The 14,740-nt window shown below is 60.2% G+C and carries 10 protein-coding genes; 5 read left to right on the top strand and 5 right to left on the bottom strand.

What is annotated here, in order from left to right:
* Position 1: 1 nt before the first annotated feature.
* From A11A3_RS00410 to A11A3_RS00400, 4 genes are all read right to left on the bottom strand, one after another.
* Positions 2-361: a PilZ domain-containing protein gene (locus A11A3_RS00410; RefSeq protein WP_008927274.1), complete on the bottom strand. Its 360-nt coding sequence runs from the start codon at positions 359-361 to the stop codon at positions 2-4.
* A gap of 63 nt (positions 362-424) precedes the next feature.
* Positions 425-2,092 (bottom strand): energy-dependent translational throttle protein EttA, encoded by a 1,668-nt coding sequence (gene ettA, locus A11A3_RS00405; RefSeq protein ID WP_008927273.1) that lies wholly within the window; start codon positions 2,090-2,092, stop codon positions 425-427.
* A 156-nt stretch (positions 2,093-2,248) separates the two neighbouring features.
* Positions 2,249-2,344, bottom strand: a complete 96-nt coding sequence (locus A11A3_RS18210) for a hypothetical protein (RefSeq protein WP_083851629.1) — start codon at positions 2,342-2,344, stop codon at positions 2,249-2,251.
* Positions 2,345-2,403: 59 nt separating this feature from the next.
* Positions 2,404-2,730: a hypothetical protein gene (locus A11A3_RS00400; protein WP_008927272.1), complete on the bottom strand. Its 327-nt coding sequence runs from the start codon at positions 2,728-2,730 to the stop codon at positions 2,404-2,406.
* A gap of 612 nt (positions 2,731-3,342) precedes the next feature.
* On the opposite strand from A11A3_RS00400, the gene A11A3_RS00395 reads away from it, so the two are divergent.
* The 5 genes from A11A3_RS00395 to nrdR all read left to right on the top strand — a co-directional run bounded on the left by A11A3_RS00395 (position 3,343) and on the right by nrdR (position 14,222).
* The gene (locus tag A11A3_RS00395; RefSeq protein ID WP_008927271.1) at positions 3,343-7,128 is read left to right on the top strand and encodes a hypothetical protein; all 3,786 of its coding nucleotides are present in this window, start codon (positions 3,343-3,345) and stop codon (positions 7,126-7,128) included.
* Between the two features lie 554 nt (positions 7,129-7,682).
* Positions 7,683-11,858 carry a PKD domain-containing protein gene (locus A11A3_RS00390; RefSeq protein ID WP_162136905.1) on the top strand — a complete coding sequence of 1,392 codons (4,176 nt, stop codon included), beginning with the start codon at positions 7,683-7,685 and terminating at the stop codon, positions 11,856-11,858.
* A 177-nt stretch (positions 11,859-12,035) separates the two neighbouring features.
* Positions 12,036-13,292 carry a serine hydroxymethyltransferase gene (gene glyA, locus A11A3_RS00385; protein ID WP_008927269.1) on the top strand — a complete coding sequence of 419 codons (1,257 nt, stop codon included), beginning with the start codon at positions 12,036-12,038 and terminating at the stop codon, positions 13,290-13,292.
* A 41-nt stretch (positions 13,293-13,333) separates the two neighbouring features.
* Positions 13,334-13,690 carry a four helix bundle protein gene (locus A11A3_RS00380; protein WP_008927268.1) on the top strand — a complete coding sequence of 119 codons (357 nt, stop codon included), beginning with the start codon at positions 13,334-13,336 and terminating at the stop codon, positions 13,688-13,690.
* 58 nt (positions 13,691-13,748) lie between these two features.
* A complete protein-coding gene (gene nrdR / locus A11A3_RS00375) occupies positions 13,749-14,222 on the top strand; it encodes a transcriptional regulator NrdR (RefSeq protein ID WP_008927267.1) in 474 nt (157 codons plus the stop codon).
* Between the two features lie 5 nt (positions 14,223-14,227).
* Here nrdR and A11A3_RS00370 read toward each other — a convergent pair whose 3' ends face one another.
* Complete coding sequence (locus A11A3_RS00370) at positions 14,228-14,704, bottom strand: phosphate-starvation-inducible PsiE family protein (protein WP_008927266.1); 477 nt, start codon at positions 14,702-14,704, stop codon at positions 14,228-14,230.
* Positions 14,705-14,740 lie beyond the last annotated feature (36 nt).

Below are 14,740 nucleotides of genomic sequence, written 5' to 3'. Positions count from 1 at the left end.
GTCAGGCCTCCGGGGGTAACAGGGTGGCCGGGTCGTCTTCGGCCTCGTCGCCCTGGTGCAGCATGACCAGGCGTCGCAGATGCTGCATGTCTTCCACGGCGGCGCGCTTGAACATCAGCCCCACATCGCTGCCCATCTGGCGTTTTATCAGGGCCGGCAGTAGCAGCTGGATGTCGGAATCATCCAGCACGATATGCAGGGTAACCGGTGAGGCATCGGGCAGGGCCAGGGGCTCGCTCAGGCTGACGCGGGCGCCCTGTACGGACAGATCTTCCAGACTGACCGGGTAGCGGTCCTGGCCGAATATCAGTGTGGCTGCGCCATCAAAGGCGATGCGGTGGGCGCGGCGCCGTTCCTTCATGGTGGTCTTTCCCTGTCGTTCCCCATGCCCCCGTGCTCCTGCTGCGGGGGCGGCCCGAGCGGATCAGACTTCGATCCGCTTGTATTTCATGCGCTTGGGTTGCAGGGCTTCATCGCCCAGCTGTTTGCGCTTGTATTCTTCGTACTCGGTGTAGGAGCCTTCGAACCATTCTACTCTAGCATCCCCCTCGAAGGAGAGAATGTGTGTGGCCACCCGGTCCAGGAACCAGCGATCGTGGGAAATCACGATGGCGCAGCCAGGGAAGGCCAGTAACGCTTCCTCCAGCGCCCGCAGGGTTTCCACGTCCAGGTCGTTGGTGGGCTCATCGAGCAGCAGTACGTTGGCGCCCTGCTTGAGCAGCTTGGCCAGGTGCAGACGGTTGCGTTCACCGCCGGACAGGTCGCCGACCCGCTTCTGCTGGTCGCCGCCCTTGAAGTTGAAGCGGCCCAGGTAGGCTCGGCTGGGGACTTCGTAGTTGCCGATCTTGAGGATATCGTTACCGCCGGACACTTCTTCCCAGACGGTTTTCTTGCTGTCCAGGTCCTCGCGGCTCTGGTCCACATAGGCCATCTGCACGGTGTCGCCGGTGACGATTTCGCCGTTGTCCGGGGTTTCCTGGCCGGCCAGCATGCGGAACAGGGTGGTCTTACCGGCGCCGTTGGGGCCGATGATGCCGACGATGGCACCACGGGGGACCTGGAAGCTCAGGTCCTCGTAGAGCAGCTTGTGGTCGAATTCCTTGCTCACGCTCTTCAGCTCGAACACCTGCTCACCCAGACGCTCGCCCGGCGGAATGTAGAGTTCCTGGGTCTCGTTGCGTTTCTGGAACTCCTGGCTGGCCAGCTCCTCGAACGCGGCCACCCGGGCCTTGTTCTTGGCACGGCGGCCTTTCGGGTTCTGGCGCACCCACTCCAGTTCCTTTTCCACCGTCTTGCGGTGGGCGGATTCGGATTTGGCTTCCTGCTCCAGGCGCTGCTCTTTCTGTTCCAGCCAGGAGGAGTAGTTGCCCTTCCACGGGATGCCTTCGCCACGGTCCAGTTCCAGAATCCACTCACAGGAATTATCCAGGAAGTAGCGATCGTGGGTGACCGCCACCACGGTGCCCGGGAATTCGTGCAGGAAACGTTCCAGCCAGGCCACGGACTCGGCGTCCAGGTGGTTGGTGGGCTCGTCCAGCAGCAGCATGTCCGGGGCGCTCATCAGCAGGCGGCACAGGGCCACCCGGCGGCGCTCACCGCCGGACAGGTTGGCCACGTTGGCGTCCCAGGGCGGCAGACGCAGGGCATCGGCGGCGATTTCCAGCCGGCGCTCCAGGTTGTGGGCGTCACTGGTTTCGATGATGGCTTCCAGCTTGGCCTGTTCGGCGGCCAGCTTGTCGAAATCCGCGTCTTCTTCGGCATAGGCCGCGTAGACTTCTTCCAGGCGTTGCTGGGCGTCACGGATTTCGGACAGGGATTCTTCCACGATTTCACGGACATTCTTGTCCGGGTCCAGCTCCGGTTCCTGGGGCAGGTAGCCGATGTTGGTGCCGGGTTGCGGCCGGGCTTCTCCCAGAAAATCCTTGTCCACCCCGGCCATGATCCTCAGCAGGGTGGATTTGCCCGCCCCGTTTAGGCCCAGCACGCCGATCTTGGCGCCGGGGAAAAAGGACAGGGAAATGTCCTTGAGGATGTGTTTCTTGGGCGGGACAACCTTGCCCACCTTGTCCATGGTAAAGATGTACTGGCTCATAGGAAATTCAGTGCGAATGATTCAGGGAATGGAAGAGCGCCTAAGGTACGGGAAAGGCGGGCAAAGGACAATTGCCGGGAGGGATGCTGGGCAGGTAAAACGTATCGTCCCGGGAAGGGTGGCGCCAGTTGCAGGGCCTCCCGCCCGGGAAGGGTTTTATGGCACCAGATAAATCTTGCGGATGCGATTGTTGTTGGCGTCAGCCACGAAGAGGTTGCCGCTCGGGCCCACCGCAACACTCGTTGACAACATAAATTTTGCCGCCGTGGCGGTGCCGTCAGCATCCCCTTGCGAATAATGACCTGCCTGTCCTAATAGCAGGTGAGGTCCAGATCGGGGAGGTTGCTGTTGCCCAGGGTGCCGCTGGCGCTCTCGGAGTAATCGGCAAACTCGCACTGGCAGGCGCTGGGCTGGCTGTCCACCGCGACTTGATAGACGCTGCCTTTGGCAAGGCCGGTAGTGAAGGTGTCGCTGCCATCCACTGACATCATCAGGTCATCGACGCCAAGGTTTTGCAGTGTCACGGACTGGCTGCCATCCCAGGGCAGGCCGGAAACGTTGCCACCGAGGGTAATGGCCCCCGATGCATTACATGTGTATTGGGTTTTGGCCGGGTCCACCTCATTGCTGTCGAGCACCTCGTTGCGATTGGTGTCCTGTCACTTCGGCCAAACCTCCAAAGTCACAGTTGCTGCCCATGGGTTCGATGACCTTTGCGGTCAGCGTCTTGTCACTGGTGCGGCTGCTGGCGGTGTTGTTACCGCTGCTACCCCCGCCCCCGCAGGCGCTGATCAGAATGGGCAGGCTCAGCAGGGCCTGACGGATAGCACAGGCAGGCCGGTTTGAGGGTGTGTTGCTGTGAGATGTTGTGGCGTGGCATGGCTGCCTCCTTCTGTGGTGCTGTATGTGGTGCGTTCCAGTTGGTCGGTGCCGGGGCGAAAGAGGGCTCCGGGCCGGTGGCATTGCTGGCGCTAGTGGCTTCACAGAGGGGATCGCACCGGTCTCTGGCGAAGGGGCAGGCTTGAACTGAGAGCGCCGTCACAGCTGGAATCGCGCCTGCGCTAACTGGGACGGGCCGATTCCGGAAGGCAAGCGAATATTATCCATAGACCTTTCTGATGGTGCGCGGGAAAGAATTCGGGGCTTTGCAGTGATGAACTGTGGTCGAGGGGCTTTGCAGTGGCGACTTACCCTATTTGGGGGATGTCTGCTTCGGTAAATGCCCTTAACGTGAAGCGGGGATTCCCGCCATGGCTGAGGGGGATCTGGATTTTGCCGGTCTGGGCGTTGTGCATTTGTCGCTTTCGCCTTGGTCTGCTGGTGGGTTTCAAGGGGGAATGGTTGTGGGTGTGTGTGGTCGGTTGATGGTGGCATGGGGGGCGACGCTGGTGGTGTCGCTGGCAGCTTGTGGCGGAGGAGGCAGCTCCTCTGGTAATGGCGTTGGTGCATCGCCTGATCGAACCGATCACGACATTATGGAGCTTGAGGTGCCGCAGGTGGCTGTGGCCCCTGTGACGCTTTCCATTCAAGTAACGGACAGCAAAGGGGATCCGGTTGTTGAACCGGGCACCATTACTGTGCTGGATGATACTGCCAGTCTGTTATCTCAATCTCAGTACGCTTTGTCGGGAGGCTCAGTTGATATCGCGGCTGCTGACAGTTTTACCGATCACGACAATAACGGTATTCCTGACCAGCCAGCCTCTCTGCTGCTGAAGTTTGATGGTTTTGCGCAACATCTTGGTGGTGTGAAACGGTTTGAGGTGGTGTCTTTTGGTGCCACCTCGCTCAGCATTGCGCTGGTTCCCCTGAGCGGCTCGGAGATTTTCACGGTCAATAAGTCCAGTGCAGTGTTGTCAGAGCAGGAACTTGTGGCGCAGCCGGGACAGGATGACTTGTCACAGCCTCCTTCGCTGATGGTTCCTTTTGTTGCCGTGCCGGATTCAGCTGAAAAGCCTTCTGCAGCGGCATATCTGCCTGTGCGACTGCTTGCCTACGATAATCAGGGCAATGAGCTGGATACATCTGAGGTCACCGTCACCACTGTTGCGGTGCCTGCAGGTAAGGCCCGGGAAGTGGGAGTGACCAATGAAGAAGGCCTGGTGCAGGTCAATAATCCTGATGCTCTGGAAAGCCCGGAAGCGGTAGCTGCCGGGGTTGTGCAGGGTGAGGCGGGGGATGATGCCTCGGTTCAACTGGATACTCTGGGGGCAACCCAGGTTGTGATTAACGATGCGGCCGGTACAACAGTGAGTCGGTTGAATCCGGGAACGCCGGTCGTTGTCGAAATTGAGCTGCCGGTGGGCAGTGTCAATCCGAATACTCTTGATCCTCTTGAGCCGGGGGATGACGTCCCGGTGTGGACCCGCTCGGATGACGGTGAAAGCTGGGATTACATGGGCCTTTATCAGGTGCAGGATGCTGAAGGCGGGCGATTCAAGGTCTACGTGCCAACCACGCACCTGAGCTGGTTCAGTATTTCCTATGCCCGTTACTACCAGCACTGCGGGGCTCGAATAGCAGTCAGGGATCGGGCCGGGCAACCTTTGCCTGTTGATGGGGTCATTACGACTGGTGGCGGGCAATCCGCTTACCTGAATTACGCCTACTATTATGCCGGTAGCGGCACCAGCTATCTTCATCTTGACTACTATTACAGTGCCGCGAACGCGGGTACGACCCGCTATGCAGATATCGCATTCAGGCTGCGTCAGGAAGGTGATAACTGGTGGGATTGGTACGGCGGGGATCTTGTGGCCATCGATGCGGCGCTGACTTCCCTGCGGGGCAATGCGCAAATGGAAACGGATGGGCTGGTTTCCGTTTTGCACGGAGTGGATGTTTGTGGCACCGATGCGGGCACCCTGACGCTGGACAGCGCCGGCCTGGTGCCGTCGGAAGCATTGATTGAAATACAGGTCGATGACGCACGAGTACTGAGCCTTGAGGGGGCCGCCAATTATCAGTTTTTGCGGGGCATTGATGAAGGTGATGTAGCAGGAGAGAGTGCTGAGAAGATTGTCAGAATCAGGCTGGTTGAACCGCTACCTTCAGGCACCGTCAGCCTGCCATATTCCCCGGTCGGCCTGAACAGCGCGGTCGAAGGCGTCGATTACGAAATTGTTGGCGCCGCTGGTGGTGTGGTAACGCTCGACCGGAATCAGCCGGAGGTGGAATTGCGCATCCGCAGCCTTCCGGACCTTGTGGCTGAAAACAGGATCAAGGAGTTCCAGCTGGCGTTCACCGCCACGGAGCAGGCAAAGTTTCTATCCGGTCATTCGGCCATTCAGGTCAGGGGGAGTGTCATTGATGACGATCGGCCTGTGTTGCAATCAGTGCAGGCGGATGATGTTGCCGAAGGGGAAGACGTAGTTGTGACTCTGGGCCTGGATCAGCCCCTCGTTCATCATGGTTATGTCTGGCTCAATGTGGTGCCAAAAGATATGACGGGCAATATCTCTGCTTCACCAGGCAGGGATTTCAGTATCCCTGATGCTTACAGTAACGATGTCAGCCGATTTGATTCCAGTGAGTTCAACTTCGGCCTGGAATCGGAGGATGCGGTTTTTCAGGATGGCTTCTCGCGGATTTTTGTGGACATGGAGCCTGGCCAGGATGAGGTGACGTTCCATCTTCCCACCCTGGATAACAATCTGAAAGATGCGGTGGGGCGTGGCTTTCGAATAGAAGTGGATCGCCTGACGGGGCTGTATGAGCCAGATGATGTGTCTTCACTGACCACTCATGTGGCTATTATTGATGATGAGATCGCGTCTGCCACAGCGCCATCGCTGGTTGCGGTACGAGAGAGTGATCATGAGGGTAATGTGCCCGCGGCCGGAGACATCCAGGAAGGTGCTGATCTGGCCTATGAGCTCTATCTGGATGAGCCGGCGATCAACGACGTGGTTTTCTCTCTTGCTCTCCAGGATTATCCGACCAGTAGCTTCATGGTGGTCCGCGATGGGGCGCTCGCCATCGTGGCCAATGGTGATGATCTGGTTATTCCCGCTGGTGAACAGTCTGTCCAGGTGTATCTGGCCACTGATGAAGATGGCATGGTGACGTCGCTGCCCCATTCCGATGTGTTGACGATAACGCCGCCGGCCGGGATCGCGGTTTCCGGTGGCGGCCCGCTGGTGTTGGGCCGCCCGCTGGCTGAAACCGATGTGACGTTTGTATCCATTGTGGCAGCCCCGGATCCTTCGCGTGCTTTCTATATCGAGGGTGATCAGGCGTCCTTCGTATATCGTGTACTATTTTTCGCGAATAACCCGGATCTGGAAGTGGTAATGAGCGATGTGGTGACGGGTGATGAGCGCTTTGATCCGCTGGCGCAGGAGGGGGAAGATTTTACCCTGTCAGGGTCGGCGATCGGCACGCTATCCGGGTATGAGGACAGTCGCTATTTTACCGTCAGCATCAATGACGATGATGTGGCAGAGCTGCCTGAGGTATTGGCATTCAATACCTCGATTGTATCGGGGCTGGCCGAAAACCCGAAAAACCCTCTGGTTGTCGACGGCAGAGTTATCAAGTCGAGGGTGACCCTGTTTGATGATGATGATCTTCGGGTGTCGACGAGGGACCGTGCCTTCGAGCTTACCTCGAACGGGGCATTCTCAGGAGCGATCAAGGTGTCAGTGGAGATCAGTGCTGTACTGGACCGGGCCTTGTCGTTCGATGTGGCCCTCAAGGGGACGGAATTGCCGTTCGATGCAATAGAAAAGAGCGTGACGATTCCCGCGGGTGAGCAATCGGCAGAAGCCTCGTTTTCCTTGTCTGGTGCTTCTCCTGCTTCCCTGGGGCTGAGTGAGGACAGCCGCACCCTGGAGCAGGTCCTCATGGCAAATATTTCCCTGACGGATAGCGCCAAAGACGCGCTGCGCAATGCCTCCAATATGGGGTATGTCGTTACCAATAGCGATGCCTATATCGGGCTCTCATTCACTTATACCGGCCAGGATTCGAGTGATAGCGGGAGCGCCACTGGCGCAACGGGTGGCACTGGTGGCGGTGGAGCGGGCGTTTTCTGAGTTTTCGAGAAGCAAATGCCTGATCCACAGGAAGATGAAGCCTGCCGGGGGAGCCAGCAGAAAACGGGCCAGCCAATGGCCCGTTATTGTTTGAGGATCATCCGACATCGCGGGTGTCGGGCTGTTAATGTGCTTTGGGGGCCTGTAACTGATTGAAAATTAAGAAACAGGGTTTAGGGTGACCATGCTGGTAGTCCGCAGAACATAGACTCCGACCGCACTGTCGATAAATGGGCGGGGCCGGCGCGGGCCCCGCAGAATGGCGCCTAAGCTAACGGAAAGGGCGCCATTATGAAAGGTGGCGCGTGCCGCTGCCCGCTGTTAGCGACCGGCAGCAAAGCGGTGCCTCCCCCCTCGATTATGAGGGGCGAGGGCTCGTTCTCCCCCTCATTCGCGGTCTGCGATCTTCTTGTCATCCTCTCTAGCCTAGGGGTCAGCAAGCCCCCTGTTGTCACGGCAGGGGCAAGGATCGGGTATGAGGGAGCATTATGAACAGCCATCGCCGTATCGCCATTAACCTGTTTTCTGTCCTCCCGGGTCAGGCTGTCGGTCGGATGATCGTCATTGCCGCGCTGGCTCTGATTCTGGGCGGCTGCTACTTTGATGACAGCCCGCAGAGCCAGCCGCTGGATACTCCCGTGGACGCCGATAGTTCGTCGTCGGCGCCAAAGGCGGCACTGACAGTGAGCGGCGAGCGCCTGGCGGGTACGTCGTTGACGCTCAATGCCGCGCCTTCCCGCGGTGAGGGCCTGAGCTACCGCTGGCAGTTCGGGGACGGCGACAGCGGCAAGGGCGAACAGGTCACCCATACCTATGACCGTGCCGATACCTACACGGTGACCCTGACCGTCACCGATCGCACCCAACGGACCGATAGTCGTAGCCTTTCACTGGATATCCAGGCGGTCGGTCCGGCCGCGGCTTTCCGTATTGAAGGGCCGGCCACCGCCGGCCAGCCCCAGCATTTTGATGCCAGCGGTTCCTATGGGCAGGCATTGACCTATTACTGGGACTTCGGTGACCAGGATGCCGGCCGCAACAACGCCATCGCCCATATCTACGATCAGGCCGGTGACTACGGTGTCACGCTCACCGTGACCGACCAGGCTGGGCATACCGATAGCCACAGTGAACGCGTCAGCATTGCCGCCGGGCCCACACCGGTGGCCGATGACGGTGTCATCAGTGGTACCGTCACCGACACCGATGGCACACCGCTGGAGGATGTCCAGGCGCACCTGGTGAACACACCGGTGCAGGATGATGGCCACACGGCGGTCACCGATGCCCAGGGGCAGGTCCTGCTCAGTGGCATGCCCACCGGGGTTCCCTTTGTGCTCAAGCTGACGCGTACCGGCTATGCGGACCAGTTCGTGCGCACTGTCATCCCTGCCGGCACCACGGATGCCACCTTCCGAGCCATCATGACGGCCCGTGCCGCCGCCCGGACCCTGTCCGCCGTGGAAAACGGCGGCAGTGTCAGTGGCGACGATGGAGTGCGTCTCAGCCTGCCGCCCGGTGCCCTGGTGGATAGCAGCGGCAATGACGTCTCCGGCGCCATCGATGTGACGCTGACGCCGGTGGATGTGTCCGATCAGGCAGAGCGCGGTGCCTTCCCCGGGTCTTTTGCGGCGGCGGACGAGAACGGTGAGAGCGGGCAGCTACTGTCCTTCGGGGTGGCGGAATTCCAGCTCACCCGCAATGGCGAGGAACTGCAACTGGCGCCCGGCAAGCAGGCTACCCTGACCGTGCCGATCTATGTGTCGCAGTACCAGGACGGCACCGGCATCGCCACCGGCGACAGCATTGCGCTGTGGTCGCTGGACGAAACCTCCGGCCAGTGGGTGCAGGAGGGCACCGGCACCGTGGTGACGGAGGGCGACTCACCCACCGGGCTGGCCTTTGAAATCCGGGTTGGCCACCTGTCCTGGTATAACTGTGATGCCTTCGCGGCTAATCCCTACCGGGTGATTCCGCATTGCAACGTGGACGACAGCAGTGGCCTGCCGACGCTGGATGCCTCCGAAACCTGCTATATCCAGGGCCAGATCGACGGGGGCGGACCCTATTCCGGTGTTGCCACCAATATCGACAGCACCAATCCGCGAGCTCTGCCGGTGCCTGCCGCCACGGACTACCGGTTAATCGCGCTGGCTCGTAATGGCACCCTCAGGGGGGAGGTCACGGTTAACGGCAGCGCGGGTGCCAGTGACGATGTCGCCATTGTGTTGACGCCCATCGGTGGCGGTACCGGTGAAGCCATCTCGCTGCCCTACGAGAATGATGGGGCCATCGACCCGGCCGACGAGGTGGACCGCTACACCTTCACCGGCCAGGCCGATCAGATTGTTCGCATCCAGGCGGGAGAGAGCGCCGGCTCCGATTTGTTCGGTCAGGTCTCGCTGCTGGGGCCGTCCGGGCAGACGCTGGCCCAGGCGGCCTTTGCCGATGGTCAGTACACCAACCCCTACGATGCCTTCGCCGGCGTGGTGCTGCCCGCCGATGGGCGCTACACCCTTGCCGTGCGTGCCACCGACAACGCCCCGGGGGGATATCACCTGTCGGCCCGGCGGGTGCCGCGTACACAGATCGATGAGAATTTGAGCGGCACCTTGCCGAGTGACGGCAACTCACTTTATCGCGGCTTCCAGGCGGATGCCGGCACGGTCATTGGCCTCACCAGCCTGGCCGGGAACCGGGTGGAGGTGACAGATGCCGCTAACCATACCCTGGCGTCCACCAATACGTTCACCGGTGACAATCTGGTATCGCTGCCAGATGACGGCCTTTACTTTGTGCGCGTTGAGGGTGGCGCATCGCAGGACTATAGAACTGCGGTCGCCCGCATCGAGCCGGCGACGGCGCTGGTGCCGGACAGCGCCGGTCGGGTGACGGTCAATGGCGATATCCAGGTCAACGGAGACCGTCATTTCTACAAGCTGACCGCAGCAGCCGGGGATGGGCTTTTCGTGCGGCTATCCCCGGGCAGCAGCGAGGCGCTTACCAGCGACTCAGCCAAGGTGCGGATTTATCGGCCCGGGCGGACACCACTGTACGACGCCGAGCCGATTGATAATGCCGACCAGGATGAATACGAATTCGCCGATGGGACGCACCTTTACAGCACCGGTCTGCGCCTGCCCGGTGACGGAGGGGATGAAACCTACCTGCTGGAAGTTTCTGCCCGTTATGCCGGTAGCGGCACCGAGCTGGGGCAATACACCCTGCGAGTGGACACCGCTTCCCAGGCAGGCACTCTGGTGGTTGATGATGACCTTGCCCAGTGCCCTGGCGCCGACAGCCACTCACTGCGGGCGGCGGCCTATGCGGTGACGGATAACGGCAGTCTCGATGTATGCACCGGCACCTATTCAGAATACGTGCCGGTGACCGCCCCGGACCGGCACTTCACCGTGATTGGGCGCGACCGTGCTGGCGTGATCCTGCGCAGTGAGGACCCGGACCAGGCGGTGGTGGAGAATGACTACCGCACCAATTACAGCGAGAACGCCGCGCATATCCAGTTGCAGAACCTGACCCTGCAAACCCGAGGCCACGGGACCTATTTCGGTGCCCAGGTTGGCAGCATCACCGGGGCGACCGATATCACCGTGGAGGCCGCTCCCGGGGAAACCGAATTGCCCGGTGCCCTGATCATCAACGAGGACGGGGCCCTCATTGACGGGCTGGATATCACCGCCGGGGACGAGGCGTTGAGTGTCAATGCGGATGATGTGACCGTGCGCAACAGCCATTTCACCGGCTCGCCGGGCACGATCTCACTGAGTGCCAGAAACTTCCGCTTCCAGGGCAATACCGTTCAGTCGGATTCCGGGGGGCCGGTCCTGGAACTGGCCGGCGGCACCTACGCCACCGTTGGCGGCGATATCGCCGTGCTCGACAACACCGTGACCATTACGTCGTCCGACCCGGACCGGCTGGGGGACAGCTTCGCCATGCGCATCGCCGACGACGGCACCGGGGCCAACGGTGTGGTGGTGCGCGGCAATATGCTGGATACCGACGCCGGGGGGCTGAAACTGGGTGCCACCGGGGCCGGCGCCCACTTTATCGTGGCGCAGAATCGCTTCACCAGCAGCGCCGTGGCTGGCGGCAAGCTACTGCAGGCGGCTATACAGAAAACCAGCGCGCAACAGGCCACCACCCTGACAGTACGCAATAATATCTTCGATGGCATGGAAGCACTGGGCGGGGAGGGCTACAACAGCCATGCCGGCCTGACCATCGTCTCTCCGGCCAAATTCGCCGCTGTGGACATCATCAACAACAGCTTCCGGGCGACGGTCCATGATGCGTTCAGCGGTGACAATGCCGGTATGCTCAGCATTGCCACCAGCGCTGACGGCCAGCCGGCCAGTTATCCGGTACGGTTGCGCAACAATATCTACCAGGGCATCGACGACAGCACCAAGCAGGATGTGGCCATTGCTGTCTCCAGTGGCGTGACCATTGATGCGGACTACGGCCTGTTCTTCGGGTTTGACAGCCTCTACAGCGGGGGTGGCAGTTCCACCGGAGGCAGTGATATCAGCAATGCGAATCCAGGCTTTACCAATGGCCAGCTGGAGGTGGACAACACCAGCCCGGCCGTGGATGCCGGCCAGGGGCCCATGGCCGGCGGCGTGCCGATACCGGACCAGGACTACAGTGGTACCGCCCGGCCCCAGCACGGCAGCTACGATATCGGCGCCCACGAGAATGTCTTCTAGCCTTGACGAAGCGGAGCCCCTGCGGCCCGGTGGGCAGGGGCTGAAACGACGAGAAACAGGGGCTTGACGGGTTGAGCGGGCATTCAGGTTGGCATGAGCGGACTTCATGTGTCTTTGCCGCCGGTTTTGGTTAGAATACGCCCCCCTGAATTGACCAACCACACCGTAGGGTAGCCCATGTTCCCGAAATCCATGTCCATTGCCGAGTTCGACCCGGAAATCCAGGCGGCCATCGAGGCCGAGGAGCGCCGTCAGGAAGAGCATATCGAGCTGATCGCCTCTGAAAACTACGCGTCTCCCCGGGTGATGGAAGCCCAGGGCTCCGTGCTGACCAACAAGTACGCGGAAGGCTACCCGGGCAAGCGCTACTACGGTGGCTGCGAGAACGTGGACGTGGTCGAGCAGCTGGCCATCGATCGGGCCTGCGAGCTGTTCGGTGCCGACTGGGCCAACGTGCAGCCGCACTCCGGTTCCCAGGCCAACGCCGCCGTCTACATGGCGGTGCTGCAGCCGGGCGACACCGTGCTGGGCATGAGCCTGGACGCCGGCGGTCACCTGACCCACGGCGCCAAGCCGAACTTCTCCGGCAAGACCTATAACGCCATCCAGTACGGTCTGGACAACGATACCGGTCTGATCGACTACGAGCAGGTGGAAAGTCTGGCCCGTGAGCACAAGCCGAAGATGATCGTGGCCGGCTTCTCCGCCTACTCCCAGGTGGTGGACTGGCAGCGTTTCCGGGATATCGCCGACGAAGTGGGTGCCATCCTGCTGGTGGATATGGCCCACGTGGCCGGCCTGGTGGCCGCCGGCGTCTACCCGAGCCCGGTGGGTATCGCCGACATTACCACCACCACCACCCACAAGACCCTGGGTGGCCCCCGCGGTGGTTTGATCATGGGCAAGGCCAACGAAGAGATTCAGAAGAAGATCAACTCCGCGGTGTTCCCCGGTGGCCAGGGTGGCCCGCTGGAGCACGTGATTGCCGCCAAGGCGATCTGCTTCAAGGAAGCCATGCAGCCCGACTTCAAGGGCTACCAGCAGCAGGTGGTCAAGAACGCTCAGGCCATGGCCAACGTCTTCATCGAGCGTGGTTTCGATGTGGTCTCCAACGGCACCGAAAACCACCTGTTCCTGCTCAGCCTGATCAAGCAGGACATCACCGGTAAAGATGCGGACGCCGCCCTGGGCCGTGCCTTCATCACCGTCAACAAGAACGCCGTGCCCAACGATCCGCGCTCCCCGTTCGTCACCTCCGGCCTGCGCATCGGCTCCCCGTCCATCACCCGTCGCGGCTTCAATGAAGACGACGCCAAGGCCCTGGCCGGCTGGATCTGCGACATCCTCGACAACATGGGCGACGAGTCCGTGATCGAGACCGTGAAAGGGAAGGTGAAGGAGATTTGTGCCCGGTTGCCGGTCTACGAACGTTAATTGATAATTGACAATGGATAATTGATAACTGGAGGCCAAGGATGGCTGACGGCAGTGCGGCGCGGGAGAAATCCCGCGCTTTTGCTTTGCGGGTAGTGAAAATATATCAGTACCTGCAAGAGCAAAAACGTGAGTATGTATTGAGTAAGCAACTTTTGCGTAGCGGAACGGCCATTGGTGCTCTGGTGCGGGAAGCGGAACAAGCGGAGAGCCGGGCTGATTTCATCCACAAGCTCGCCATAGCGTTGAAAGAGGCCAGTGAGACAGAATACTGGCTGGATTTGTTGACCGAAGCGGGGTATTTCGACAGACATGCTGGCACATCGGTTAGGCGTGATGTTGATGAACTACTGAAACTGCTTACGGCAATTATTAAAACCACCAGAAGTCGCGGATAATGGTGGTCGCTGGTTTTCGTTATCAATTATAAATTATCAACTATCAATTGGGGTTCTCATGTACTGCCCATTCTGCTCTGCCCAGGACACCAAAGTGATCGATTCGAGGCTGGTTGCGGACGGCGGGCAGGTGCGTCGGCGACGGGAGTGTCTGAGCTGTAATGAGCGCTTTACCACCTTCGAGACCGCCGAGCTGGTAATGCCGCGGCTGGTGAAGTCGGACGGCACCCGGCAGCCCTTTGATGAGGCCAAGCTGCGTGCCGGCATGCTGAGGGCGCTGGAGAAGCGCCCGGTGAGCATGGAAGATCTGGAAGCGGCCATCAGCCGCGTCTGTCATCGCCTGCGGGCCACCGGCGAACGGGAGCTGCCGGCCCGGGAGCTGGGCGAGTTCGTCATGGAAGAGCTGCAGCTGCTCGACGACGTGGCCTATGTGCGTTTTGCCTCGGTGTATCGCAGTTTTCAGGACATTTCCGAATTCTCCGCCGAAGTGGACCGCCTGCGCAGCAAAAGCGGTGGCAAGGATAACGGCTGACCGGTTTACCGGGCCGCCTCCCGGCTCTCGTTGCCGTCCTGCTCTTCCTTGTGGTCCTTCGCCGGCAGTTTGTGGATCAACCAGTAACCGATACTGATTGCCAGTGTGACCGCTGCAATCCCGTATACGTAGGCCGGCTCCAGCTTATCCATATCCAGAATGATGACTTTCCGGGCGATGGCCATTAGTGCCGTTGCCATGACGATCTTCACGTGTATCACGTTATCGCGCAGGTAGACGGTGATGTTGATGAAAATCTCGATGGCAATCAGTACGGCCATGAAGGCGCCAAAGGTGGCGAGAATGTCCGAGATGGTCATGATGAAAGTGGGCGGCGCCATCAGCTTCTGGTAGACCGTCCAGGCCACATCCACTACCCCCATGATGATCACGAACACCATCAATATGGCTAGAGCTCGAATGGACAGATGAATCAGACGTTGCAGCCATTTCATCAGGCGATCATCCGTTTCCAGCTTCACTTGAGTCCCTCATGTCGTGATAAAGATCCGGAGTAT

This window comes from Alcanivorax hongdengensis A-11-3 (assembly GCF_000300995.1).
In the GTDB taxonomy this organism is placed as follows: Bacteria; Pseudomonadota; Gammaproteobacteria; order Pseudomonadales; family Alcanivoracaceae; genus Alcanivorax; species Alcanivorax hongdengensis.
The sequence above is the reverse complement of the archived record's forward strand: the minus strand, read 5'-3'. Positions and strand labels throughout refer to the sequence as shown.